Annotated in this window: 25 protein-coding genes; 14 read left to right on the top strand and 11 right to left on the bottom strand. The window is 61.7% G+C overall.

Annotated features, from left to right (window positions below; all coding sequences use genetic code 11):
* Nucleotides 1-18: 18 nt before the first annotated feature.
* The 3 genes from GOEFS_RS04535 to GOEFS_RS04545 are packed head-to-tail and all read left to right on the top strand — an operon-like array spanning nucleotide 19 to nucleotide 1,310.
* Entirely contained in the window at nucleotides 19-417 is a 399-nt protein-coding gene (locus tag GOEFS_RS04535) for an FAS1-like dehydratase domain-containing protein (protein WP_007316701.1), read from the top strand.
* Nucleotides 410-820: a MaoC family dehydratase gene (locus tag GOEFS_RS04540; RefSeq protein WP_007316702.1), complete on the top strand. Its 411-nt coding sequence runs from the start codon at nucleotides 410-412 to the stop codon at nucleotides 818-820. Before GOEFS_RS04535 ends, GOEFS_RS04540 begins: the two co-directional genes overlap by 8 nt.
* Before the next feature lie 34 nt (nucleotides 821-854).
* Nucleotides 855-1,310, top strand: a complete 456-nt coding sequence (locus GOEFS_RS04545) for a peroxiredoxin (protein WP_007316703.1) — start codon at nucleotides 855-857, stop codon at nucleotides 1,308-1,310.
* Here the strand turns inward: GOEFS_RS04545 and GOEFS_RS04550 are convergent.
* The 3 genes from GOEFS_RS04550 to GOEFS_RS04560 are packed head-to-tail and all read right to left on the bottom strand — an operon-like array spanning nucleotide 1,261 to nucleotide 4,360.
* Complete coding sequence (locus GOEFS_RS04550) at nucleotides 1,261-2,460, bottom strand: DUF5995 family protein (protein ID WP_007316704.1); 1,200 nt, start codon at nucleotides 2,458-2,460, stop codon at nucleotides 1,261-1,263. The genes GOEFS_RS04545 and GOEFS_RS04550 overlap by 50 nt on opposite strands.
* Nucleotides 2,457-3,680 (bottom strand): oxygenase MpaB family protein, encoded by a 1,224-nt coding sequence (locus GOEFS_RS04555; RefSeq protein WP_007316705.1) that lies wholly within the window; start codon nucleotides 3,678-3,680, stop codon nucleotides 2,457-2,459. Before GOEFS_RS04555 ends, GOEFS_RS04550 begins: the two co-directional genes overlap by 4 nt.
* Nucleotides 3,681-3,712: 32 nt before the next feature.
* A complete protein-coding gene (locus GOEFS_RS04560; RefSeq protein WP_007316706.1) occupies nucleotides 3,713-4,360 on the bottom strand; it encodes a TetR/AcrR family transcriptional regulator in 648 nt (215 codons plus the stop codon).
* A gap of 167 nt (nucleotides 4,361-4,527) precedes the next feature.
* On the opposite strand from GOEFS_RS04560, the gene GOEFS_RS04565 reads away from it, so the two are divergent.
* Nucleotides 4,528-5,814 (top strand): MFS transporter, encoded by a 1,287-nt coding sequence (locus tag GOEFS_RS04565; protein ID WP_007316707.1) that lies wholly within the window; start codon nucleotides 4,528-4,530, stop codon nucleotides 5,812-5,814.
* Between the two features lie 325 nt (nucleotides 5,815-6,139).
* Here GOEFS_RS04565 and GOEFS_RS04570 read toward each other — a convergent pair whose 3' ends face one another.
* The gene (locus GOEFS_RS04570; protein ID WP_007316708.1) at nucleotides 6,140-6,910 is read right to left on the bottom strand and encodes a PIG-L family deacetylase; all 771 of its coding nucleotides are present in this window, start codon (nucleotides 6,908-6,910) and stop codon (nucleotides 6,140-6,142) included.
* Between the two features lie 198 nt (nucleotides 6,911-7,108).
* Between GOEFS_RS04570 and htpG the strand changes: the two genes are divergently transcribed.
* Nucleotides 7,109-9,115, top strand: a complete 2,007-nt coding sequence (gene htpG / locus GOEFS_RS04575; RefSeq protein ID WP_007316709.1) for a molecular chaperone HtpG — start codon at nucleotides 7,109-7,111, stop codon at nucleotides 9,113-9,115.
* Entirely contained in the window at nucleotides 9,112-10,362 is a 1,251-nt protein-coding gene (locus GOEFS_RS04580; RefSeq protein ID WP_007316710.1) for a hypothetical protein, read from the top strand. The genes htpG and GOEFS_RS04580 overlap by 4 nt, the downstream gene beginning before the upstream one ends.
* On the opposite strand, the gene GOEFS_RS04585 is transcribed toward GOEFS_RS04580, so the two are convergent.
* On the bottom strand, nucleotides 10,359-11,282 hold the full coding sequence (locus GOEFS_RS04585) for an N-acetylglucosamine kinase (protein ID WP_040524502.1): 924 nt from the start codon (nucleotides 11,280-11,282) through the stop codon (nucleotides 10,359-10,361). The genes GOEFS_RS04580 and GOEFS_RS04585 overlap by 4 nt on opposite strands.
* A 23-nt stretch (nucleotides 11,283-11,305) precedes the next feature.
* Between GOEFS_RS04585 and GOEFS_RS04590 the strand changes: the two genes are divergently transcribed.
* Entirely contained in the window at nucleotides 11,306-11,776 is a 471-nt protein-coding gene (locus tag GOEFS_RS04590) for a nitroreductase family deazaflavin-dependent oxidoreductase (RefSeq protein WP_007316712.1), read from the top strand.
* A 78-nt stretch (nucleotides 11,777-11,854) separates the two neighbouring features.
* Here GOEFS_RS04590 and GOEFS_RS04595 read toward each other — a convergent pair whose 3' ends face one another.
* Nucleotides 11,855-12,709 (bottom strand): crotonase/enoyl-CoA hydratase family protein, encoded by an 855-nt coding sequence (locus GOEFS_RS04595; protein WP_007316713.1) that lies wholly within the window; start codon nucleotides 12,707-12,709, stop codon nucleotides 11,855-11,857.
* Nucleotides 12,710-12,791: 82 nt separating this feature from the next.
* On the opposite strand from GOEFS_RS04595, the gene GOEFS_RS04600 reads away from it, so the two are divergent.
* Nucleotides 12,792-13,454: a PaaI family thioesterase gene (locus tag GOEFS_RS04600; protein ID WP_007316714.1), complete on the top strand. Its 663-nt coding sequence runs from the start codon at nucleotides 12,792-12,794 to the stop codon at nucleotides 13,452-13,454.
* On the opposite strand, the gene GOEFS_RS04605 is transcribed toward GOEFS_RS04600, so the two are convergent.
* Complete coding sequence (locus GOEFS_RS04605; protein WP_007316715.1) at nucleotides 13,451-14,005, bottom strand: dihydrofolate reductase family protein; 555 nt, start codon at nucleotides 14,003-14,005, stop codon at nucleotides 13,451-13,453. The two genes, GOEFS_RS04600 and GOEFS_RS04605, sit on opposite strands and share 4 nt — an antisense overlap.
* Nucleotides 14,006-14,023: 18 nt before the next feature.
* Nucleotides 14,024-14,977: a helix-turn-helix domain-containing protein gene (locus GOEFS_RS04610; protein ID WP_040524504.1), complete on the bottom strand. Its 954-nt coding sequence runs from the start codon at nucleotides 14,975-14,977 to the stop codon at nucleotides 14,024-14,026.
* A 90-nt stretch (nucleotides 14,978-15,067) separates the two neighbouring features.
* On the opposite strand from GOEFS_RS04610, the gene GOEFS_RS04615 reads away from it, so the two are divergent.
* The 3 genes from GOEFS_RS04615 (at nucleotide 15,068) to GOEFS_RS04625 (ending at nucleotide 18,917) form a co-directional block, all read left to right on the top strand.
* The gene (locus GOEFS_RS04615) at nucleotides 15,068-15,757 is read left to right on the top strand and encodes a VOC family protein (protein ID WP_007316717.1); all 690 of its coding nucleotides are present in this window, start codon (nucleotides 15,068-15,070) and stop codon (nucleotides 15,755-15,757) included.
* A 66-nt stretch (nucleotides 15,758-15,823) separates the two neighbouring features.
* A complete protein-coding gene (locus GOEFS_RS04620) occupies nucleotides 15,824-16,900 on the top strand; it encodes an LLM class flavin-dependent oxidoreductase (RefSeq protein ID WP_007316718.1) in 1,077 nt (358 codons plus the stop codon).
* 604 nt (nucleotides 16,901-17,504) lie between these two features.
* Nucleotides 17,505-18,917 (top strand): amino acid permease, encoded by a 1,413-nt coding sequence (locus tag GOEFS_RS04625; protein ID WP_007316720.1) that lies wholly within the window; start codon nucleotides 17,505-17,507, stop codon nucleotides 18,915-18,917.
* A 453-nt stretch (nucleotides 18,918-19,370) separates the two neighbouring features.
* On the opposite strand, the gene GOEFS_RS04630 is transcribed toward GOEFS_RS04625, so the two are convergent.
* Nucleotides 19,371-19,652, bottom strand: a complete 282-nt coding sequence (locus GOEFS_RS04630) for a hypothetical protein (RefSeq protein ID WP_007316721.1) — start codon at nucleotides 19,650-19,652, stop codon at nucleotides 19,371-19,373.
* 133 nt (nucleotides 19,653-19,785) lie between these two features.
* Between GOEFS_RS04630 and GOEFS_RS04635 the strand changes: the two genes are divergently transcribed.
* Genes GOEFS_RS04635 through GOEFS_RS04645 form a run of 3 tightly spaced genes read left to right on the top strand, consistent with a single transcriptional unit; the run spans nucleotide 19,786 to nucleotide 21,099 of the window.
* Nucleotides 19,786-20,289, top strand: a complete 504-nt coding sequence (locus GOEFS_RS04635) for an SRPBCC domain-containing protein (protein ID WP_007316722.1) — start codon at nucleotides 19,786-19,788, stop codon at nucleotides 20,287-20,289.
* The gene (locus GOEFS_RS04640) at nucleotides 20,286-20,648 is read left to right on the top strand and encodes an ArsR/SmtB family transcription factor (RefSeq protein ID WP_007316723.1); all 363 of its coding nucleotides are present in this window, start codon (nucleotides 20,286-20,288) and stop codon (nucleotides 20,646-20,648) included. The genes GOEFS_RS04635 and GOEFS_RS04640 overlap by 4 nt, the downstream gene beginning before the upstream one ends.
* 10 nt (nucleotides 20,649-20,658) lie before the next feature.
* On the top strand, nucleotides 20,659-21,099 hold the full coding sequence (locus GOEFS_RS04645) for an SRPBCC family protein (protein WP_007316724.1): 441 nt from the start codon (nucleotides 20,659-20,661) through the stop codon (nucleotides 21,097-21,099).
* 7 nt (nucleotides 21,100-21,106) lie between these two features.
* Here the strand turns inward: GOEFS_RS04645 and GOEFS_RS04650 are convergent, their stop codons facing one another.
* Both GOEFS_RS04650 and katG read right to left on the bottom strand, forming a co-directional pair.
* Entirely contained in the window at nucleotides 21,107-23,203 is a 2,097-nt protein-coding gene (locus GOEFS_RS04650) for a PhoX family protein (RefSeq protein ID WP_007316725.1), read from the bottom strand.
* A gap of 197 nt (nucleotides 23,204-23,400) precedes the next feature.
* On the bottom strand, nucleotides 23,401-25,459 hold a 2,059-nt coding region (gene katG, locus GOEFS_RS04655), incomplete at its 5' end, for a catalase/peroxidase HPI (protein WP_007316726.1).

Genomic DNA, 25,459 nt, shown 5'->3' on the forward strand with positions numbered 1-25,459 from the left:
CGCATACCCTCATCGATTGTGGATTCATTGGTGGAAGGTCTGAGCTACGCGATCGACGACGTTGTGGTCGATCCCGAACACGTAGCCGAGTTCTCGGCGATACTCGGCGCGCCCGACGACGTCGTCCCGCCGAGCTACTTCAATGTGGTCTTGATGGGTGTCGTTCGTGAATTCGTCATGAGTGGTGCGGTGCCCCACCACGGCGTCGTGCATACCGCGGAAGCGGCAACCTACAAGCGAACGCTGCGGCTCGGCGAGGTCGTTTCGACAACGCTCGAGGTGACCACTGTACGACGTCGCGCGGGTGCGGTTCAGGTCGTGACCACGACCACGGTCAGCGCACCGGACGAGCCGGAGATCGCCGTCGTCACGACCACTATCGCTTTTGAGGAAGAAGGGGCCGCGGCCGATGAGTGAACAGACCGACGTGGTGTGGACAGCCGAAGAGATCGTCGACACTGAACGAGTGCGTCGCTATGGACTGGTCGGCGGCGACTCGAATGCCATCCATACCGATCCGGAAGCCGCCAAGGCCGCAGGTCTGCCCGCGCCGGTTGCTCACGGCATGCTGACCGCCGGCATCGCGCTCGGTCACGCGACGCGCTGGGCGAGCGAGAACGACCTTGAAATGACCGGTTACGACACCCGCTTTGTCGCACCGGTATATGTCATACCGGGTGAACCGGCCACTCTTCAGCTTTCCGCGAAGCGGTCTAAGCCGGATCGGCTCGATATCAGCGTCGCCGTGGTCACCGATGAAGGTGCCAAGGCCGTCTTGCGGCCATTGCGCGTCTACCTCGCACCCCGCGGCGAGCAGTAGTCACTCAGTAAGAAGGGCGCGCTAGGTTGTACACATGCAACCTGGAGATCTTGCCCCCGATTTTGAACTGCCCGACCAGACCGGCCAACCGCAACGACTGTCGACGCTGCTGGCCAACGGACCAGTCGTGTTGTTCTTCTATCCAGCCGCCGGCACCCCCGGCTGCACGCTGGAAGCCTGCCATTTCCGTGATCTGGCAAGTGTTTTCGCGCAAGCCGGCGTGCAACGCGTAGGGATCAGTCGCGACAAAGTGGAAAAGCAGCAGGCGTGGACATCGAAGCACTCCTTCGACTATCCGCTGCTCGCCGACGTAGACGGCTCGGTCGCGAAAAGCTACGACGTCGCTCGCGGTGCCTTGCTTGGCAAACTTATGCCGACCAAGCGCACCACCTTCGCGATCCGCGCCGACGGCACCATCGCCGAAGTGATTGCCTCCGAGTTCAACATGGATGCTCACGCTGACCAGGCGTTGGCCGCGCTAGCTCGGTAAGCTCGACGGCCGCGGCGAAGGCCGTCACTCGGTGGCGGCCGACGTCGTAGCCCTGCCGCGCCAGTAGGGTGTCCCGCACTTGTGGATGTATGCGCGCCGCCAGCGGTGTCCACCACGGTTTGTGACTGCGCGGCAGATCGGCGAGAAGCCGATTTGATGCCGAGCTGAAGATCGGCGTCAACCGCAAGTAATCAGGTCGAAACTCGCGGATGTCGCGGTCGGCGTAGGACTGTTGATGTACTGCCGCTAGTGCGCGCGGGAGATCTGCGTCGATATGTGCCGACACTCCGGCCAGCAGCCCAGTCATCACCGGTAGGTACGGTTTCGCTGGATTCGACCGCTCGCAGGTCGACCACGCTCTCTGCCAGGCGGGTTCGGTCTCCTCGCCGCGTTCGTACGAGGTGAGATTGCGGGTGAAGTACTCGTGAAACTCGGGAATCAATGCGAGCACCCAATCGGGGTTGTCGAGCGTCAGGGTATTGCTGCCCGAGGTGGCCGCCTCGATCATCTCCTCGGTCACATACTGGTAGACGCGTGCGAACCATCGCTTGGGGTCGTTCGTCGCCGCGAGACGATCGGCGATCGCCCGCTGTTCGGCCAACGCACCAAATGCGTTGGCGCGTAACCGATTCAACTCATCGACGGTAGCCGATACACGGGCAGACGTCGCGGTTGTCTCCTCGGTGTCAGTATCTTGCTCTGGTGCCACGGCGAGGGCGGCGCAGCGGTCGAGAGATTCGGCTACCTGACGGCTGACGGTTTTCGCCAGCACCCGCGATGCCACGGCGGAGATCAATCGCATCTCGACGGTCCAGGTAACCCGGCACCCGTCATCGGTCGCGTCGATGCACTGTTGGCCGTGATGTTCGAGAAGAAAGGGGCCGCCGTCGTAGACGCGATAGCGAAACAGATGCGGAAACTCGGTGTATTCCACCACTTCTCGGAGTTTGGTGCCTCGGCCACCGAGTGTCACCACGCGCAATGCGCCGACGGCGTCGGGCCGTTCGCCCACGCCCGGATATGCCAACCGGATGGGTGCGGTGGACCAGCGATTCATCTCGTCGGGATTGGTGAGAAGCCGCCACGCGACCTCTGGCGGACACGACAGTTCGCGCGTCAGGGTGAAGCCGGCTGGGGACCTGTAGCTCATGCGACGGTATCCAGTTGTCCGCTGTCGGCGTTGCTATAGCGGTTCCCGAATGTTGACAGGTTACTCAGATCCAGACCGAGCCGATTGGTAACCAGTCGCAACTCTCGTTGGGCCACTTGACGTTCCGAGCCGAACAACCCGAGGGTGCGGGCCATTTCGCGGGACCGGACCACGGGGCGGGCGAGGTCGACCAGGTGGTGTAGGGGGGTGGTCCGCAACCCCATCCCTTTGGCGACTTCGGGTTCAACCCAGCGGGTCGACACCGCGGCGAAAACCTGCCGGAGGACAGGGCGGGTGAGCATATCCACGGCAGAATTTAGCGGGCGAGGGAGTCCGAGGTCGGCGCGGAATCCGTCGTCGAGCAGTGCCTTAACGAGGATTCGGGATTCGGCGTCGGGACGCAGTTCGAATCGTTTGCTGATCCGGTGTGTCAGGGTCGCATCGCTGAAACTCGTTGGCAGCAAGGCATCTTCGACGCCCATGCACCAGCCGATCCACCGCCACAGGTGGGTGATCGCCTCCAGGTCGGCCCGGGAATAGCGGACCCCGAAGTCTTTGGCGATGTGTACCGGCAAGGCGAGGAATCCCGCGGTAATGGTCAGCTGGCAATAGGTCTGGTTGATCGGAACGCCGAACTGCTCGACGTCCCAAGTGTCGCCCTGCAGCAGATGATGGCGAACCATCGCGTGGACAAGGCGAATGCGCAATGTCTCGACCCAACCGGGTGCACGTGCGGCCATAAGGCCAGGTGCGGTCGCGAGCGCGACCCAGCGCGCCGTCGCTTGTACGCGGTCGAATGTCCCGGTGGTCAGGCGGCCGGTCTCCACCAACGGGCGGGTGAAGCCGCGGGCTTGGTATCCGTAGATCAGCGACTGGTACAGCGTGCTTGATTGCAGCGACCCAAATCGCCACCAGGCATCGGCCCCCGCGCGTGCCAGTTCAGGTTCGAACCACGTCGGTGGGGTACTAGTCGCGTCAACAAAGTCCGCCAATGCCGGTGGCAACGTTGAGCTGGGCTGTTCGAGCGCTGCCACCGTCGCGCGCCATCCGATTCCCACCGGTGAGAACAATTCGTCGATGACCGCGTCGGCCAACACGTCACCGACCAGCAGACCAGCAGCCATCGCGTCAACGCGGTCGGGAAATTCGGCTCGTACCGCAGCCCAGTTTTGCGCACCGGTGATCGCTTGCGCCTCGGGCGTCGTTGGTATCCGTTTCATAAAAGACAGTCTGTCTTTTAAACCTCACGTCGTCAAGAAACGATTGGCGTGTCGCCAGCTCCGGCGAAACCTCCCCAGACAAGAGCGGTGAGATGGTCGACGACCTCTGTGCGGCTGACGGTCTGTTCTTCGGCCCACCAGATAATCGTCGCGGACACCGCGCCGATGACTCCGTGGGCCCAGGTGGCCGCGGGAGCGGGATCGAGACCGCGTGCGGTGAACCCGTTGGCGAGAATTGATACGAGTGACGAAATGACGAATGACGGCTGGTCGCCACGCGCGGCGTTGAGTCGGGCGAATAACAGGCGCGCCACCGTCGGCTGGTCCTCGAACCACCGGGCGAGGATGTCGATACTCGCGCGGATTTGCGCGCGAGGGTCGGTCGGGTCGGCCAGAATCTGGGTCATCCGTTCAACGATGATCGACGAATGTCGTTGTGCCAGTGCGGTTAACAGCGCTTCGCGATCGTCGAACGCCGCATAGACGGCTGATCTCGTCAGGCCCGCTGCCGCAGCTATCTCCGCGAGTCCGACGTCGGGGCCGGTATTCGCGATCGCGGTTTCGGCGGCGTCTAGCAACGTTTCTCGCCGCGCGTCAACGTCGACGGGCGGTCCGGGCGGACGGCCGCGTCCTCGGCGCGCGGACTGTTCAGGCGAGGACATCTTGTTAGCGCCGGCCATGTCACCTCCTGCGGATCGAACGGGTAGTCGGAGTATGCCACCGGCGGCAGCTCGGCCGTCGAGCTGACCCGGTCGGGAATAACGCCACGGGTCTAGCCGTTGATCAACGCAGTGAACTAAAAGATCGAATGTCGAGGTGGCGGCTGGTGGAATTGGCGAAGTCGAGGATGTTTGCCTCGCTTGCCATCCCCAATTACCGTACCTATTTCATCGGCGCGGTCGTCTCGAATATCGGGACCTGGATTCAGCGGGTAGCCCAGGACTGGCTGGTCCTGCAACTCTCGGGTGGCTCGGCAGTCGCGGTCGGCATCACCACCGCTCTTCAATTCCTTCCCGCACTTGTTCTTTCACCAGTAGGTGGCCTGCTGGCCGACCGGATGGACAAGCGCATTCTGCTGGCCATCACCCAGACCTGGATGGCGTTATCGGCGCTGGTACTCGGCGTCCTTGCGGTTACTGGTGTCGCCACGACATGGCATGTGTACGCCGTCGCGCTGATCTTCGGTATCGGTTCGGCACTCGACGTTCCAGCCCGTCAGTCGTTCGTGACCGAAGTCGCCGGTCGTAAGCATCTGACCAATGCCATCGGTCTGAACAGCACGTCGTTTAATGTCGCTCGACTTATTGGCCCCGGGCTGGCTGGGTTGATCATCGCGGTGTGGGGAAGCGGCTGGGCGATCCTGACCAACGCGCTGAGTTATGTCGCGATGCTGATCGCGCTCGCCTTGTTGGATGCGTCGAAGCTGGAACGCTCGGCGCCGACCGCACGTGCGAAAGGTCAACTACGCGAGGGCTTTCGGTACGTCGCTGATCGGCCGGAGCTGTTGATCGCACTCGGGGTCGGCTTTTCCGTCGGTACCTTCGCCCTCAACTTTCAGCTCACCAACGCGGTGATGGTGCAGCAGGAATTTCACCTTGGTGCACAGTCCTACGGCATTCTCGGGTCGGTGATGGGTATTGGCTCACTGCTTGGCGCGTTGCTCGCTGCCCGACGGCAGTCCGCGCCTCGGTTGAGATTCGTACTCGGTACCGCCGTGATCTTCGGGCTGATCCTCGCGGTGAGCGGTTTGACCCCGACCTATCTCACCTATGCGCTGAGCCTGCCGATCGTCGGACTCGCCGGCCTGTTGACGATGACCGCCACCAACATGTTCGTGCAGACCAATGCCGACGATCACGTTCGCGGACGAGTGATGGCGCTCTATACGATGGTCATGATGGGTGGCACACCGCTCGGTTCACCGATGATGGGCTGGCTCGCCGAAGCCTTCGGGCCACGTGCACCACTTATCGGTGGTGCCGTGTTGCAGCTCGCGACAATCGCGCTCGTAGTCGCCGCTGTCGGCTGGTACAGCAGGCGCAGGGGTTTGGCGCAGCCAACAGATCTCGATGAACAACCGGTTGGTGCCCCTGCTCGTCGGGCACCCGACAGCGATGACGTGGCGACGTTGTAGGTGGCGCGACCTTGTGGGTGATCGAGGTGTATCGAGCGGTGATGACGTGAGATGCGAAAGGTAGCTCCTGTGGATGGTCGAGTGCCGTCGTGCGAGCTTGCGAGCCCGCCGGTGTATCGAGACCGGGTGAAGCAATGCGAAAACTGTTGTGTGGCAATGTTTTTGCGGTGTGAGTGGTCTCGATACACCCGGCTCGGCTAGCGCCTCGCCGGGCACTCGACCATCGGCGGGGGCTCGACCTGGAGTGGGGGACTCGACCAGCGGTGGGAACTCGACCTGCGATGGGGGCACTCGACCAGCGGCGGGGACTCGACCAGCGGCCAATCTACAGCAGGTCACTCCCGCCGGGGACGAGATCTCGTCGCTGGAAAGATTCCACGCCCATCAATTGCTCCAGTGCCGCGGGTTCCAATGCGGCCATCGACTTGAGCGTGCGGCTGCGGTTGAACTCCGACTGGTGTGCTTGGATCGCGCTCCATTTGACGGCTAGCCAGTCGCGGACATCGGCGACGACGTCGATGCGATCCGCCGGAGTGCCCGGAAGGGTCGACGGGTCGGTTGTCTTGGCGACGAGATCGCCCCAACCGCCGGCCATCTGATCTTGGCCGATTGTCACGAAATAGAGCGATTTGACCTGCCACGGCGATCCACGGCCGGGAAACAAGTGGGAGTCGGCTGCCGCTTCGATCGCGGCCAGCGCCACCCGGTGCGCGTGAATGTGGTCCGGATGGCCGTATACACCGTAGGCGTCGTAGGTAACGACGATGTCGGGCTGTAGGCGTCGGAGTAATTCGACGACTGAGCCGACGGCGTCGTCGAAAGGCGCATCGACAAATCGGGGTTGATCGGGTGCCGACTCAGGTACGCCGCCGTCGGCGTAGCCGAGCATCTCTGGCAGACGCTCGACACCGAGCCGTCCCAGCGCGGTGATCAGTTCGCCGTGCCGATGAGTCCCAGCCGCCCAGGTACACGTAATCGTGTCGGCGATCCCGCCACGTGCCACGTGCCGGGCCAAGATGCCGCCGGTCCAGATTGACTCGTCGTCGGGATGCGCGTGCACCCCGACGATGCGCGGCGGTTGCCCGTCGAACGTCACCAATGCTCCTCGTCGTTCGCCCAAGATCTCAGGTGGCTCCACCATAGCCGCCCGGCGAGGTTGTCCGAGCAGGTCGCTAGACTAATGCCGCCCCCACAACCGATTTCACGGGTGGGCGCAGGCGTATGTGGGCACCGCGTACTCGGTGCCAGATGCGTGCACAAAATTGGCAGTCGAATATTCGCGGAGGGTCAGTCGATGAGTTCCCAGTCCGAAACCTACGAGTTTCAGGCCCAGACACAGCAACTGTTGGACCTGATGGTCCATTCGGTCTATTCCAATAAGGACAGCTTTCTGCGCGAGTTGATCTCCAACTCGTCTGACGCGCTGGACAAACTTCGCATCGAATCCCTGCAGAACAAAGAACTCGACGTCGACACCTCCGATCTGCACATCATGCTCGACACCGATGACGAACTGCGCACGCTTACCGTCGCCGACAACGGCATCGGTATGAGTCGCGATGACGTCATCGGACTCATCGGAACTTTGGCTCGCTCGGGAACCGGCGAACTCCGCGAAAAACTTGCGCAGGCGAAAGACGCGGCGGCATCGGAAGAATTGATCGGTCAATTCGGTATCGGGTTTTATTCGACATTTATGGTCGCCGACACCGTCACACTGGTCACCAAACGCGCGGGTGAACCGGTGGGCACCAGGTGGCAGTCGACCGGTGGGGGCACTTACACCATTGAAGAAGCGCCCGACGCCCCTCAGGGCACTTCGGTCACCCTGCATCTCAAGCCGGCTGACGACGAGAACCATCTGTACGACTACACCAACGAACACAAATTGCGCGAGTTGGTGAAGCGGTACAGCGACTTCATCAGCTGGCCTATCCGCATCGAGGTCGAAAAGCCCGCTCCCAAGCCGGAATCCGACGACAGTTCCGGCGATTCCGATACCGACACTCCGGCCGAGATGATCACCGAGATCGAAACGATCAATTCGCGCAAGGCCCTGTGGGCCAAATCGCGCGACGAGGTATCCGACGAGGAGTACGCGGACTTCTACCGGCATGTGAGTCACGCCTGGGACACCCCGCTCGAGATCATCACGCTGAAGGCCGAAGGCACCTTCGAATATCAAGCACTGCTGTTCATTCCGAGCCAGGCCCCATTCGACCTGTTCATGCGTGAGCGCAGCGGCGGGATCCACCTGTACGTCAAGCGCGTATTCATCATGGAAGACGACGACAACCTGCTGCCGGAGTACCTGCGCTTCGTCAAGGGCGTCGTCGACGCCGCCGATCTGTCGCTCAACGTCTCGCGCGAGATCCTTCAGCAAGACCGCCAGATTCGCGCGATCCGCCGTCGATTGACCAAAAAGGTCATCTCGACAGTGACCGATTTGCAGTCATCGCGTCCCGATGACTACCAGACTTTCTGGACGCAATTTGGGCGAGTGTTCAAAGAAGGTCTCGTCAACGACCCTGATAACAAGGAAGCAATCCTCAAAGCGGCGTCATTTGAGTCAACGACAACAGATGAGGGCTTCACCACACTCGACGACTACCTTTCCCGGTTGAAATCCGGCCAGGATGTCATCTACTACATGACTGGCGAATCGCGCACCCAAATCGAAAGTTCGCCTCATATGGAAGCGTTGCGCGCCAAGGGATTTGAGGTGCTACTGCTGTCCGACCCGGTCGACGAGATGTGGGTCGATGGTGTGGGGGAGTACAGCGGACACCGCTTTCAGTCGATCGCGAAAGGTGCCGTTGACCTCGACGCCGGCGACACCGACGAGGAGAAAAAGGCAGCCGACGAAGCCCAGGCAAAACGGAACGAAGAGTTCGCTGACCTGCTGACATGGCTGGGTGAAGTGCTCTCCGACGATATTTCCGAGGCCAGGGTGTCGACCCGTCTGACCGAGTCCGCGGCGGTATTGGTGGGCGATGCCTTCAGCATGTCGCCGCAGTTGGAGAAGCTCTATCGGGCCTCTGGCCAGCCAATTCCACGTTCCAAGCGGGCGCTGGAACTCAATCCCGGGCATCCGTTGGTGGTAGCACTGAAGTCGGCGCACACTGCCGACGCCGAGCGTGCCGAACTCGTGAACTCGGCGAAGCTGGTTTACGGTATGGCGTTAATAGCCGAGGGTGGCGAGCTGGAAGATCCAGCGGCGTTCGCGCGGTTATTGGCCGATTCGTTGACCCGGGCACTTGAGCCGGTGGGCGACGCACCTGAACAGGACACAGAGCAATGACAAACCCGCAGGACCCCAACCAGCCGCTGCCGCCCAACGAGCAGTGGGCGCAAACGCAGATCAACGCATCCGGCGGCCAGCAGGTGCCCGGTGCGCCGTTTAGCGACGCCCAGTACTCGGGTGGGCACTATTCGACCGATACCGGTGATCAGTGGTCCACACCGCAGCAACCGCAGCAGGGGGTTTTCGGGCAAGACTCGGGCCCGGTGCCGGGATACGGCACTTCGGGGCCTCAGCAATTCGGTCAGCCCGGAGTTGCTCCCGCCTGGGGGCCGGCTGGCGCTCCGCCGCCGAACAAGAGCAATAAGAAGCTGTTCATAGGCCTCGGGATCGGCGGTGCGTTGCTGGTCATCGTTCTCGTGGTGTCTCTGATCGTGGTCTTCGCCGGTGGCGATGATGCGACGGAAAGCCCGGAGGCCGCGGTCCAGACCTATCTCGACGGGTTGGCCGCGGGCGACGCGAAGAAGGCGCTGGAAGTTACAGTCACTCCCGCATCGGACAAATTGCTCACCGACGAAATAGTCAAGAAGCAACGCGAAGTCGCCCCGATTACCGATATCAAGGTGCGCAAGCCTGATAGCACATTCGGCAGTATCGCGACGGTAAACGCCACCTACAAGCATGGCGATAAGAATGTCGACGAAGACATTCAGGTGCGTAAATCCGGCGATACCTGGCGCGTCGAGAAGGGTGCGCTCGACATCACGCTTTCCAGTAGTAATAAGGCGCCCGGGCTGTCACTATTCGGCGTGGACGTTTCAAACGACACCAAGGTGTACGTCTTTCCTGGTCCGTTGGTGTGGGGATCGTCGAATGTAAATATCGCCGTGGCGGATACGCGCAAAGAGTTTCCGCTCGGCCCGGAGGATTATTTCTCCCCGTCGCTGGAATCTACGCTGAGCACAAAGGGTAAACAGGTCGTCAACTCGGCATTGGACACCTACTTCACCAATTGCGCGACGTCGAAGCAGTCCAAAGCAAGCGTTGACCGCCCCGGATGTGGTCAATATGGGTACAGTACGGCCACCGCCGGAAGTGTCCGCTGGACTAAGCCGACCGACCTCAGCGAGCTAAGTTTCCGCTTCGACTATGACGATCCCAGTAAGGTCAAAATATCGGGCAGTGTGAAGTGGTCTTACTCGTACACCTCGCCCTATCGCGGAGCGCAGACCGATGATTCCAGCGAGTACCTCAGTGGCACAGTCGATCTGACGGCAGCAACACCTACGTTCACGCCAGGCGACTAGTTCGCGACATCGGCCCGGTGCACCTGCTGGCTCAGCGGGTGCCCGGCCGGTGCGTCGAACAGTCTCCCGACGCCGTCCAATGGCTTACCGAGAGGCTCGACGATCTCGGCGTCGGAGATGGTAGCGCGCACTTGCTCGATGAACCGTCCACGGAGTAAATCGTTGGCGGTCAGCACTTTCCCGGTCCAGCTGATTCGCGGCGGAGTTGTCCACTCGGGATGACCTCGCAGTGCCGCGACACTTGCGGTATGCGCGAGTTCGTCGGCGGCGCGGGAAATGATCTGTGTGGCAAGCGCATCGCCTTCGTCGGCGGCCTGCGCCACCACGACCGCGAACGCCGCGACTTTCGACACTCGGTCGGGGTCGGATTGAAGCGACACATACAGTTCGGGCAGCGGGCCGAATCGTTCGACGGTCTTACTCTCCAAAATCGTTGCCGCGCCACGCATATCGAACGCTCGCAGTGCGACGTCGATGCCGGCTCGGCCGATCCAATACGCGCTACCGGCATCGCCGAACATATATCCCCAACCGTCGACGCGGGTGATCTTCTGTGTCGAGACACCAAGTCCGACGATGCCGGTGCCAACCGCGACGACAGCCCCGAACTCCCATCCGTTGCTGCCGAGGTAGGCCGACACCGAATCATGCGCGAGTGCGACACGTACGACATTGAGGTCCGCGCAGCCGGCGAGTAGTTCAGCTGGTTGAGCGTGTGCGGGCGTTAGCCCCGAAACACCAACGGCCAGTTCATATTCGACACCATCGGTGGCTTGGGATAACACCTCGTGCAGGTAGTCGTTCAGCTGGCCGACAATCGGTCGGTCGGTACGGATCGGGCCGACATCGATATCGTCGCGGTCGGGTAGTCGGATTCGAGTGCCGGACTGTCCGCCGTCGATGGAGATTCGCGCTGCCATCTGCTGAAAGTACACTGCTGAACATGAGTTTCTTGACGCCGCTGGCGATCTGGGTTGGCAGTATTAGCTGGTTGCCAAGATTTCTGCCGGTAATCGTGCGCTGCGACAAGGCTATTCAGTGGATCAGCCGCAACCGGGTCGCCCTATTGGACATCGCCGGGCTGCCCAACATCACGTTATTCGTGGTGGGCCGGAAGTCGGGTGTACGTCGATCGACTCGGTTGTTGTGTGCACCGGTTGAGGACGGCTGGTTGATCGCCGGGTCGTATTTCGGAGATCACCGCACGCCGGCTTGGGTATTCAATCTCCGTGCGACCGACCATGCCGAGGTCGGCATTCGAGGCGTGCTCGCCGCCGCCTCGGTCGTCGAACTGACCGGGGCCTCATACGACGACGGCTGGCGAACCCTCGAAGCTGTTTGGCCGAATTTCGCCTTGTATACCCAGCGAACCGATCGAAAGATTCCAGTATTCAAGCTGGGCCGCCTAGCTTGATGCTGTCGTTCATACGGCACGTATCTCAAAACGCGGCGCCGATTGACGCCGCATAAAGCGATCTGTGCCGTAGGAGAACTATTCGCCCTTGTACCGGGGCTGCCGTTTTTCGAATACTGCGGTCATTGCCTCGGTGAGGTCGTTACTCGGTAGGAATGCCGCATTCCACACGGCGACATAGCGAAGGGCGTCGGCGATCTCATTCGCGCGGGAGCGCTCGAGCACACTCTTGATGCCCTGGACCACGAGCGGTGCGTTGTCGGCGATCTCACGAGCAGTCGCACGAGCGGTGTCGAGCGCGACGTCGGGGCTATCGAAAACGTCGTTGACCAGCCCGATGCGTTCAGCGCGTGCGGCGTCGATATCCTTGCCGGTCAGCGCGAGTTCACGGAAATGCCCGTCCCCGATGATTGCGGGCAAGCGTGCCAACGATCCCATGTCGGCAACGATTGCCACGCGTACTTCCCGGATGCTGAATTTCGCGTCCGAACTCGCGTAGCGAATGTCGGCGGCGCTGATCAGATCTACGCCGCCGCCGATGCACCAGCCGCTAATGGCCGCGACAACCGGCTTGCGGCATTCCGCGACCGCGTTGATCCCGGATTGCATATCCAGCAAGTGGTCATGGAAGGCGGTGCGCGGTGCGGCCTTCGAGCCATCGGCGAGGACCGGGGCAAGTGTCCCAGCCATCGCGGGGAGATCCAGGCCGAAGGAGAAATGTTTCCCCGAGCCGGTGATGATTACCGCACGCACTGCGGGATCGGCGTCGAGCTGGCGGAATAGAGGGGGTAGTTCCGACCAAAAGTCCGGGCCCATCGCGTTGCCTTTACCCGGCCCGATCAGGGTGACTTCAGCGATATCGTCGGCGATGACGACGGTGAAGGCTTTCCAGTCCAAGGACGTTGTGGGGGCGACGGCGTGGGTTTCGGTCATGGTCGCAAACGGTACTCCGCGACTCGTCGCTCGGTGTAACTGTAACGTGTTCCACCAGTAGTCAGCGTAAGGAGAGCCTCGAATGTTCGGACATGTGATGGATGACTTGAGTCCAGCGGAGGTTGAGGCCGCCGCGAAGTTATATGGACCGCTGGCAGATCGCGTGCGGGAATTGGTGGCGGCGACCGTACTGACCGAGGTCGACGGACCCGACGTGGCGAAAGCGATTGAGCTTATTCGGGAGGCGACCGCGCTACTCGGTAGTGCGGCGATCGAAGGATCATTCGGCGTCCGGTGGACGATCGACGGTAAGCGTCGAACGTGGGGTAATGCCGTTGTGGGACTGCGCAATCCGGTTGCCCCTCCACTCGACATCAGGCATGACGAGGAGCAAACCTATGCCGACGTCGTGCTCGGCCCGCAATACGAAGGGCCGCCAACGCTGGTGCACGGCGGCATCATCGCCGCGATGCTTGACCAGGTCCTCGGCGACGCCGCGGTCAATGCCGGCGCACCCGGAATGACCGGCACGCTGAATATTCGCTACCGCAAGGGGACGCCGTTGGGGCCGGTACGAATTCAGGCGGCAGTCGACCGCGTCGAAGGTGTCAAGACCTACGTCACCGGCCAGGTGGTCGTCGATGATGTGGTCCGTGCCGAGGCCGAGGGCATTTTCATTCTCCCCAAAGAAGTACGCAATCTGGGCGACAACCCTCCACCGGGATTGTTGGCGCCCGGCGATTAGTCCCGCACCGATCCCCGGGCGCCGACGACGTCGTAGCGCGCGACGATGAACGGGCCGTTGCGGTCAACCTCGCGCAATTGAAAGTCGTACGCCCTGGTGAACAGCGGCCGACCGCTGCCAAGCGTCACCGGTGCGATAGAGATCAGTACGTCGTCGAGCATCTCGGCAGCGGCGAATTGGGCCGCCACGTCGCCCCCGCCGACAATCCATACGTCTTTGCCCGCTGCGGCCTCGACGAGGGTCTGCCGGAAGTCGCTGGGCGAACCGGCGACGATCGTCACGTTGTCAGTGACGGGTTCGAGTGCGCGATGGGTGAAAACCCAAGCGGGCTGGGTGTACTGCCAACTCTCGCCCGACGTCGCGTTATGCTCCACGACCCACTGGTAGGTGGTCGCGCCCATCACCAGCGCCCCGACGTCGGCGATGAATTCGGAGTAGTTGAGTGGGCCGGCCTCGTCGATGGGCTGGCTCATCAGCCAGTCGAGGTTGTCGTCGTCGTCGGCCAGGAAACCGTCGAGGGTGGCGGCGGTGAAGTAGCGAAAGCGGGTCATGGCTATCCCTTCGGGGTATCAGGAGTCGGCGTGCCAGATGCGGCGGTGCCACATTATTGGATCGGGATCTGTTGTCGGAGAATCTAATTCGATACCCGCATTGGTGAGCATCCAGCGTAGGAGCTGTCGGCGATGAGCGGCGAAGGTGAGTTCATGGGCGACGATCTGCGACATTAGGAATGACTCCGGCGGATCGCAGAGGGCATCGATGATCATGTCCGACCAGGCATCTCGACGCTCGACATCGCGGATCACCGCGAGCCAGCGCGGGGCGATCCGTTCATGTTCGGCCCGGAGTGTGGCCACGTCGTCGGGACCGTCGAGTACCGGGGCGGCCGCGCCCTCGATTGTCGCGAGCCAGGGCAACTTGGTACGCACCAGACGGCTGGCGACCGCGGCGATCGACTCCTCCGCACCATGCCACGGCAGCACCTGATGACCGGTGAGTCGTTGACGACGGTAGTCATCGGGGCCGACGCCGCCGCACACACGCAGCAGTTCGCGCGTGTCATCGAGATCGTGGCGAATCATCAGCGCGAGAACATCACCCGCGGAATGTTCGGTCGCATGCCCGGCGTCGACATAGAGTACGGTCGGCGAGTGAAAATGCAGGCCGTTGGGCGCGGGCAGCCAATGACCGCGGTCGGTGGCTGGTGGCATAGCGGTCGGCGGATGGCCGAAGGCCCGAGCGAATGCGCGTGAGAAGCCTTCGACCGATTCGTAACCTGAGTCGAAGGCGCAATCGGTGACCGAGGTGCCGCGCTGGATCAGCCAGGCGGCTCGTTCAAGAGTTATCCTGCGCCGCAACGCAACTGGCGGCTCGCCCAACCGCTGGCGAATCTGCCGATTGAAGTGAAACGACGAAGTGTGAGCACCGTCGGCCATATCGTCGAGCGTTTGATTGTCGGCATCGAGTACAGCGTCGAGGAGGCGACGCCACGGGTCCGGGCGGGCCGGCACGTCTGATGGCATGAATCGATTATCGATCACCGCCTCGTTCGGTCGCATGACTGTTCTTGCTCAATTCGGCGGTCGGACCCGTCTCATCGCTACAGTTGCGACATGGGACTCGCCGAAGTGGTGCTCGCCGGCACCGATGAAACGCTGGACGCTTACCGAAAGCTCTTAGGCTCAGACGACGGCGGCGCGTGGTCGTTGCCAAACGCACGGGTACGCGTCGCGGGAGACGATCCAGCGGGGAATTTCGTTCTGTTTGGTGCCGACAGCATCGACTCCGCTGTTCGTTTGCTCGGTCGGCGCGGCCTCACGCTCGATACATCGGAGCATGGCGCACGCGCTCGGGGGCTGCCCATCGGCGTCACCGCGGACTCGACCGCGCCGACTGAAAGTGTCAGTGAGACAGGCATTCTGGCCGTTGACCATCTCGTGTTCTTGGCGGCCGATCGCAATTACGCGGTCGCCCTATTCGGTGCGATCCTCGGACTCGACTTCCGCCTTGCTCAAGTTATCCCCGGGGTTGCTGAACCAGGCGTCGAAGTTAGTCAGCTCTTCTTCCGTGATCGCGACCTCATCGTCGAGGTGGTGGTGAAACCCGATGTCCCCGAGGCCATCGCGTTCTGGGGGATCGCCTGGCGCGTGGGCGATATCGAGGCCAGTCGGAAAGTGCTGCGCGAAAACGGCTTCGATATCAGCGAGATTCATGTCGGCCATAAACCCGGAACGCGTGTATGCACCATGCGCGACCAGTCATTGGTGGTGCCGACGATCTTGATCGAGCAAGGGTCGGCCTGACGCGGAATAGGACCACGGTCCGGTTACGTTGTGCCTGGTGAATTCCCAATGAGAGGGGACAACCGCATGGCAACCAATGGCCAGATCGAACTCGGCCTCGACACTTTCGGCGATATCACCACTGATGAAAGTGGCGTTCGCACGAGCTATCCACAGGTAATCCGAGACGTCATCGCGGAGGCCGTACTCGCCGACCAGGTGGGCGTCGACTTCTTCGGCGTCGGCGAACATCATCGCGACGACTTTTCGATCAGCGCACCCGACGTCGTCCTGGCGGCCATTGCCGGGCAGACGGAACGAATCCGGTTGGGTACCGCGGTTACCGTGCTCAGTTCCGACGATGCGGTACGCGTCTACGAACGCTTTGCGACCCTCGACGCCGCGTCCTCGGGCCGCGCCGAAGTGATTCTCGGGCGCGGATCATTCACAGAGTCGTTCCCACTCTTCGGCTTCGACCTCGACGACTACGAGATGCTCTTTGAAGAGAAGCTCGATCTATTCGCCGAGCTCCGTAAGGAAGGCCCGGTGACCTGGTCGGGCAAGCATCGCGCGCCCTTGGTCGACCAGGACGTTTATCCGAAGACCGACTCAGGGCAGTTGACGGCCTGGATCGGCGTAGGTGGATCGCCCGAATCGGTGGTGCGGTCAGTGCGCTACAACATCCCGATGATGCTCGCGATCATCGGCGGCGACCCGGCACGGTTCGTGCCGTACGTCGATCTGTACAAACGCGCGCAGGAGCAACTTGGCCCCGACGTCGGCCTGACGGCCCCGATGCCTCTCGGCGCGCATTCGCCGGGCCATATCGCCGAGACCGATGAGTTGGCCATCGAGCAAGCATGGCCGCATGTCAAGTTGATGCATGACCGTATCGGCGCCGAACGCGGGTGGCCGGCGATGCAACGGTCACAGTTCATTTCCGAGGTGACATCGGGATCGCAATACGTCGGCTCGCCGGAGACCGTTGCGCGCAAGATCGCGAAAACCGTTCGGACACTTGGTCTTAACCGATTCGACTTCAAATATGCCAGCGGTCCGATGCCACACTCGCAGCTTATGGCGAGCATCGAGCTATATGGCACCCGGGTCATACCTCGCGTGCGCGAGCTGCTCGCGTCGGAATCGACTGTGGCACAGGCATAAACGTCGTTTCACCCCGGATCTATTCGTTACCGATTTCTCAGGAAATTGACGGGATGGGGCGCTTCTTGGCGGATACGCTGCTCGGACCAAAGTCGGCCACTGGGGTTGGCTCGGAGTTCGAAGGCGGTGATTGTGATGTGGATTGTGATCACATTTGTTCTGGCTTTTGCGGTGATCGGTGGGTTGGGAGCGGCCCTGGCGAATACGGGCGGAAATAGTGCCGGAAACACCACACGCCGTCGTCATTCGTGGGATGGCGGAAGCTCCAGCTCAGGCTGGGGCGGCGATTCGAGCAGCAGTTGGGGCGGCGATTCGGGCGGCGGCTGGGGAGGCGGCTGCGATAGCGGTGGCGGCGGAGGAGGAGGTGACAGCGGAGGCGGCTGCTGATTGAAGTAGCGGCTACACGGCGCCGGCGGCGTCCGAATGATTGCTCTTTTGCGAGGGTGATTGATTCGGGTGTCGTCGGCGTTGTCGTGTTATCTGTGCGTCTACGACCTGTGTCCGATTGTGTGATTTCCGGTGGGTAGATGTGACCTGCTCCACGTGGACCCGATAGGTTGTAGCCCGAGTTACGGTCCATTAACCCGTGTAGAAAGAGGTCAGGGTGGCAGATCTCAGTAAGACGCAGGCGCCCGCGGAGATTCCCGAAGGCGACGAAGGCTATCAACGTGGCCTGAACTCGCGCACCGTGCAGATGATCGCGATTGGCGGCGCGATCGGCACCGGCCTGTTCTACGGCGCGGGTGGTGCCATCGAGAAGGCCGGGCCCGCCCTGATCTTGGCTTATGCGCTAGCGGGTCTGGCGATATTCATAGTCATGCGCGCACTCGGCGAACTGTTGATCTATCGCCCGATCTCTGGCGGCATCAGCGAGTATGCCGATGAGTTCATCGGAAGGTTTGCCGGGTTTTCGCAAGGATGGACCTATTGGGCGGTGTGGACCACCACGTGCATGGCCGAGATCACGGTAGCGGGCACCTACGTCAACTACTGGTGGCCGGCGGTTCCGGTATGGGTGACCGCGTTGACCGCGCTGGCGGTACTGTTCGGCGCCAACCTCATTTCGGTCCGTCTTTTCGGCCAGGCCGAGTTTTGGTTCTCCGCCATCAAGGTGACCGCCATCCTCGGAATGATCATCGTGGGCATCGGCGTGCTGTTGCCGATCGCGGGTCTCGGACCTGAAGTTGGGCCGTCGGTGACCAACCTGTGGAACGACGGCGGATTCTTCGCCACCGGCTTCACTAACGCGTTGCTGAGTCTGCAGATCGTCATGTTCGCCTATGTCGGCGTCGAGCTGGTCGGTGTGACCGCGGGTGAGGCGGAGAATCCGAGGGTGACGTTGCGTAAGGCCATTAACTCGGTGCCATTCCGCATCGGCATCTTCTATGTCGGCGCGCTGTTGGTGATCCTGTCGGTACGCGGTTGGCGCAACTTTGAAGAGGGGCAGAGCCCGTTCGTCGCGGTCTTCCAGTACATCGGAATTCCCGGCGCCGCTGGGCTGGTGAACTTCATCTTGCTGACGGCGGCGCTCTCGTCGTGTAATTCAGGTATCTATTCGACCGGCCGGATGCTGCGCAGTCTTTCCCAGCAAGGTGACGCGCCCGCGCAACTCGACCGCCTCTCGTCGCGCAAGGTGCCGGTCGTCGGTATCGTGCTCAGCGCGGCGGTGATGATTATCGGTGTGATCGTCAATGTGGTCGACGAGGAGCACGCGTTCAACTACATTACGTCGGTGTCGACGGTCGGCATCATCGTTGTCTGGGGGACAATCCTGGTGTGTCACATGGTGTATCGACGACGCGTCGCCGCGGGATTGCTTCCCGCGTCGGACTATCGAGTACCCGGCGCACCGTTCACGACATGGGCAGCGCTTGCCTTCCTGGCGATGGTGTTTGTGCTCCTGTTCTTTAGCGAGGGCGGCCGGATTGCGTTGATAGTGGGCGCCGTATGGTTCGCGCTCGTCGGGATCGGCTACTTCATCTGGTCTCGTTCGCAGTCGGCACCGACTGCGGCGTAGTAGTACTCGGCCAACGGTGATTTCTGCTGGTCGAGTGCCGTCGTCCGAGCTTGCGAGGTCGTCGGTGTATCGAGACCTGGTGAGGTGAAATGTCAACGTGGCCAGTAGTTTTCGGGTGTGGGGTGGTCTCGATACACCCGTCTCGGCTAGCGCCTCGTCGGGCACTCGACCAACGGTGGGTGGCTGGCGTCTTGTCGGGCACTCAACCAGCGGTGGGCGCATTGTGGGTGGTCGAGTGCCGTCGTCCGAGCTTGCGACGGTCGTCGGTGTATCGAGACCTGGTGAGGTGAAATGTCAACGTGGCCAGTAGTTTTCGGGTGTGGGGTGGTCTCGATACACCCGTCTCGGCTAGCACCTCGTCGGGCACTCGGCCAACGGTGATTTCTGCTGGTCGAGTGCCGTCGTCGGAGCTTGCGAGGTCGCCGGCGTATCGAGACTCGGCGAGATGCGATCTCAGTCGTCGCGGGTGCTGCTTGTCAGGTGCCAGGAACCGCACTGGCACCGGTAGGTGCGTAGGGACACGGTCCGCCAGGTGCCCGACGACATCGTCGTGATCGCCGCCGCGGCGGCGGACCGGTTCTCGAAAGCGGTCTTCGACGGCGTTGGGCAGCCTACGAGTTCGTCGGCGATCCGTCGATGGAGCCGCCGGGTGGTTGCCTCCTCTTCGCGTGCCGCCGTCCGTCGCTCGACGAGGCGGTAGTACCGCTCGAGTTCGTCGTCGTCGAATGCCGCCACGCTGTCAGATCTTGCCAGACGCCGACCATCCGAGCGAGCGTGCACGACCATCAATACGCAACTGAAGGTTGCGTATGGAGAGTCAAAGAGCTAGCGTTATAGGCAACCAACGGTTGCATAAAAGGAGTCCGCAATGAACGACGACCACGACCCCGAACTGGGAACAATCGCACGTGAGATGTACATAGATGCCACGCCCGACGTTGTATACGAGGTCGTCAGCAATCCGGCTCACATCAGCCAATGGTGGTCTGACGAACTGACTCTCGACGGCGACGCCCCGGGTGCGTCGGGAGTGATCTCGTGGGGCAAATCGGAAGACCCGGATTACCACGCCGAGTCATTCCGCATCGTCGACGCCGTGCCCGGTAAGACGTTCTCCTTCAACTGGTGCTATCCGCCTGGCGATACCGACCTTTCTGGACGCGCGCTACTCGTCACCTTCACCCTCGTTCCGCAGGGTGACGGCACGCTGCTGTCGATGACTGAGACCGGTTTTCGCGAAAAGGGTTGGGAGGCAGCGGTACTGGAGGAAATGTACAACGATCACGTGCGCGGATGGGGGCAGCACCTGCCCGACCTCATCGCCTATGCGGAGCGAACCGCTGCGCGTGCCGTCACGCGAGGGACACGATGACCTCCGACATCGACGATCAATTGTGGTCGGCGGTCGGCGATCCGATGCGCCGTCAGATGATCGACCTTCTCCTCGTCGACGGTGACGGGACCGCGACGGTGCTCGCCGATCGACTGCCGGTTACCCGCCAAGCGGTGACCAAGCACCTTGGTGTGCTCGACCGGGCCGGGCTCGTGCATGGCACCAGCATCGGCCGCGAAGTTCGCTACCGCGTTGATGAAGCCCAATTGGCCCGCGCCGTCGCGCAACTCACCGTAGTCGGTGCGACCTGGGATCGTCGCATGCTGCGGATCAAACGCCTCGCCGAATCAATTCAGCAGGCCAAGAACACCAAAAAGAATCAGCCGAAACAGAACTAGGAGACCCATCATGTTCAGCATCATTCATCGCATCGCCACCACCGAGCCGACCGAGAAGCTACTCGACGCACTCACCACTACCGACGGACTCGCCGGCTGGTGGACGACCGACGTCACCGGCAGTGTCTCGCCGGGCGGGACGACGGCGTTCCGTTTCGGCGAAACAGGTGGCTTCGACATCTCCGTCGTCTCGATCGAACCCGACCACGTCAAATGGCACGTCGTCGACGGTCCCGCCGAGTGGATCGGCACCGACATCGACTGGCGCCTCGCGCGTGATGGCGACTACAACGTGGTTCTGTTCGAGCACAGCGGCTGGCGTGACCAAGTGGAATTCATGTACCACTGCAGCACCAAGTGGGCGGTTTTTCTGCAGAGTTTGAAGTCCTTGGTCGAGACCGGTGCCGGGGCGCCGGCACCCCGTGACGTCCAGATTTCGAACTGGCACTGAGCGTGCGCTACACCCCGATCTTGCCACCCGGCTTCCACACCGCGACCACGCTGGGACGTGGCTGGTTATTTCCACCGTCGGGCCAATGCGAGAACGGACGGTCGGCACTGTAATCGTCTTCTTCGCCGGGATGCTGAACGCAAACGATGACGCGATCTTCGGTGATGATCGGGCCACAGGTCTCGGCACCGCGCGGAACGGTCAGAAACTGTTTGGTCTCACCGCGATTCGCTCCTTCGAGCGCCACCGAGAAGAGTCCGTCGTTGTTCTTCAGAGCATTGCCGTCGGTGGAGATCCATAGATTGCCGTGCGGATCGAAGGCCACGTTGTCGGGGCAGGAGATAGGGGAGACCTTCGTCTTATCGAAGCCGCCGTAGTAGGTGTCGGCGGCTTTAGGGTCACCGCAGACGAGCAATAGTTCCCAGGTGAAGTCGGTCCCGGTGTGATTGTCGGTGATCTCGAGGACTTGTCCGTTCTTGTTTTCGTTGCGCGGATTGGCCTCGTCGGCGGCGGCTTTCCCCTTGGTGCCGCGCTTGTCATTATTGGTGAGCGCGCAATAGACCTTGCCACTTACCGGGTGTGGCTCGATATCCTCGGGGCGGTCCATCTTGGTGGCGCCCGCGCGGTCGGCCGCAATCCGAGTGAATACCGAGACTTCCGCGGCCGACATCCCGGAGATTTTCGACTCGGCTTTGCCATTGTTGTCGACGGCGAGTAGTGGGATCCAGGTACCCGAACCGTGGAATTTCCCATCGTTCGGGAGTTTGCCGGTTCCGTTGATTTCCTTGGGGGTTTCGCCGGTGAACTGCGCGACGTAGAGGGTGCCGTGATCGAGGATCTTCATGTTCTCGTTGGCGGTCGCGGCCGTCGACCCGGTGGTTATCTTCTTGCTGGACACGAATTTATAGATGTATTCGAACTTTTCGTCATCGCCGGTATAGGCGACGACGGTGCCGTCTTTGGTGACAAAGATATTCGCCGACTCGTGTTTGACACGACCGAGCGCTGAGTGCTTGACGGGAGTCGACTTGGGATCATGCGGATTTACCTCGACCACGTAGCCGAACCGGTTGGACTCGTTTGGTTCTTTCGCCAGGTCGAAGCGCGGAACGTAGTGTGCCCAAAGGTTTGTGTCGGCGTCGTCGTCGAAACTGTAGCGCTTGAGATGTTCTGCCGCGGTCTTGTCGGTGACCTTGGACGCGTTGGCGAAGTAGTTGTTGTAGTTCTCTTCGCCGGAGAGCATGGTGCCCCATGGCGTGATACCGCCCGAGCAATTGGCAATGGTGCCAAGCAGTTTGGTGCCCGAGGGGTCTTCTGTGGTCTTGACGAATTGGGAACCCGCAGCGGGCCCGGTCAATGTGAATTCGGTGTCGGCGGTGATCCGACGGTTGCGCTCGCCGATCACCGGTGTCAGCTTGCCACTGCCTGATTCGGTAGCGACCTCGACGATGCTAATTCCATGTGCGGCCATCGAGATGCCGACCTGCTGATCGGTGGGACTGTCCGGGTTGTAGTTGTGGAACATGAGTTCGGGGTTGGTGTATTCGTTGTTGCAGACCAGGTAGAAATGCCCGTCGACCGCTTTTCCGTCACCATCTTCGACCGGGATCAGTCCGGCGAAGTCGTTGTTATAACCGAACTGTTGCGCCTGTGCTCGCGGTGACTGCCGCTCGAAGTCGAATTTCGGTGCACCCGGCAAAATTGGGTCACCCCAACGGATCACGACCGCCTGCTCATATCCGGCGGAGGTAACTAGCGCGTCCTCCTTGTTGGGCGCGACGATTGAGAAGTTCATTCCCTGTGAACCATCACCTGAACCGGTGACCGACGCTGGTCCGGACGTCGTAGGTGAATTGTCATCGCCACACGCGGCCAACAATGATGCTGCTCCGACGCCGATCGCGGCACCCGCCGTGCCGCGCAGCATCGCTCGGCGAGACACCGCGGTTCGTACCACGTCGCCGAAATACGGGTTGTCGCTGGTGTTTCCAGGCTCTCGCCAACATGCGTCGCCACATTTGTAACGACAAGTCAGGTGGGCCCGCTTGGATTGACCGTCGTGGCGGTCATAGGGCGCGAACAATGGCAGGGCGATGCGGACCATGGATCATCCTTGGGCTGAAGGGACCGGGGTTGAGAGCAAACTATGCGGTCCGATCAAACCAATAGGGTTAGCCAGGTTAACGGCACAAGAACGACTATCGCTACAAAACGACCGGGGCGAGCGGCGCGACGGGGGATATGACCGATGGTCGTCCCCCGAGTAGGGGACGACCATCGGTCCATTCAGGTGGAGTGAACCTAGAAGAGGTCGCTCTCGGTTACCTTGGTCCACGCGGCGACGAAGTCCTTCACGAATTTCTCCTTCGCGTCGTCGGCGCCGTAAACCTCGGCAACCGCACGCAACTGGGAATTCGCGCCGAATGCCAGATCGACACGTGAACCGGTCCATCGGACGTCTCCGGTAGCCGAATCGGTGCCGTCGTAGGTGCCGTCATCCTTCGACGACGGCGCCCAGGTGATATCCATATCGGTGATGTTGACAAAGAAGTCGTTGCTCAACACGCCGGGATTATCGGTGAGGACGCCCAGCGAAGAACCGTCGTAATTGGCGCCGAGAGTTCGCAGGCCACCGACGAGGACCGCCATCTGCGGGGTCGAGAGTGTCAGTAGGTTGGCTTTGTCGACGAGCAGGTATTCGGCTGGCAGTTCGGCACCCTTGCCGACGTAGTTGCGGAAACCGTCGGCATCGGGCTCCAGCGCCGCGAACGAGTCCGCGTCCGTCCATTCCTGAGTCGCGTCCGTGCGACCCGGGCGGAACGGCACCGTGATCTCGACACCCCCGTCGCGGGCGGCCTTCTCGATGGCTGCCGCGCCGCCGAGGACTAACACATCGGCGAAGGACACCTTTGTGTTGTCGGTCCGCGCCGCGTTGAACGACTCCGCGACGCCTTCTAGGGTCTTGATGACCTGAGTGAGTTCGTCGGGATTGTTGACCTCCCAGCCGACCTGTGGCTGTAGTCGGATGCGGCCACCGTTGGCACCGCCGCGCTTGTCACTGCCGCGGAACGACGACGCGGCCGCCCATGTAGTCGTAACCAGTTGTGCCACAGTCAAACCGGTGGCGAGAATGTCACTTTTCAATGTGGCGATATCCGCATCACCGATGAGATCGTGATCGACTGCGGGAACCGGGTCCTGCCAGATCAAGATCTCCTCGGGGACCTCGGGGCCAAGGTAGTTCTCGATCGGGCCCATGTCCCGGTGCGTGAGCTTGAACCACGCACGCGCGAACGCATCGGCGAACTGCTTCGGATTGTCGAGGAACCGACGTGAGATGGGTTCGTAGATCGGATCGAATCGCAGCGCTAGGTCGGTGGTCAGCATGACCGGCGGGTGCGACTTCTCGGGATCGTGCGCGTCGCGGACGCTCGTGGCGCCGGCACCATCCTTGGGGATCCATTGTTGAGCGCCGGCCGGGCTCTTGGTGAGTTCCCACTCGTAGCCGAACAGCGTCCAGAAGAAGTTATTGTCCCAGGTGATCGGGGTGCTGTTCCAGGCACCTTCGAGACCGCTGGTGATGGCGTCGCCGCCGACTCCGGAGCCGTAGGTGCTCTTCCAGCCAAGTCCCATCTGCTCGAGCGGCGCCGCTTCTGGCTCCGGGCCGACCAGGTCGGCGTCGCCGGCGCCGTGTGTCTTGCCGAAGGTATGGCCACCGGCGATCAGTGCGACGGTCTCTTCGTCGTTCATCGCCATCCGGGCGAAGGTTTCCCGGATGTCGACGGCTGCCTTAAGCGGGTCCGGATTACCGTTGGGCCCTTCGGGATTCACGTAGATCAGACCCATCTGGACCGCTGCCAGCGGGTTGGATAGATCGCGATCGCCGCTGTAGCGCTCGTCGTCGAGCCAGACGCGCTCGGTGCCCCAGAAGACCTCCTCGGGCTCCCATTTGTCGACGCGACCGCCGCCGAATCCGAAGGTATCGAAGCCCATCGACTCCAGGGCGACGTTGCCGGCCAAGACAATGAGGTCGCCCCAGGAGAGCTTGCGGCCATATTTCTTCTTCACCGGACCGAGCAGGCGTCGGGCCTTGTCCAGGCTGGCGTTGTCGGGCCAGGAGTTGAGCGGTGCGAAGCGCTGCATGCCGTGACCGGCGCCGCCGCGACCATCCTTGATTCGGTACGTGCCCGCGGCGTGCCACGCCATGCGGATGAAGAACGGTCCGTAGTTGCCGAAGTCGGCCGGCCACCACGGTTTGGAGTCGGTGAGCACCGCCTCGATGTCGGCCTTAACGGCAGGCAAATCGAGAGTTTTGAATTCCGCCGCGTAGTCGAAGTCGGGACCCTCTGGGTTGGAGATC

It is taken from the genome of Gordonia effusa NBRC 100432 (assembly GCF_000241305.1).
In the GTDB taxonomy this organism is placed as follows: Bacteria; Actinomycetota; Actinomycetes; order Mycobacteriales; family Mycobacteriaceae; genus Gordonia; species Gordonia effusa.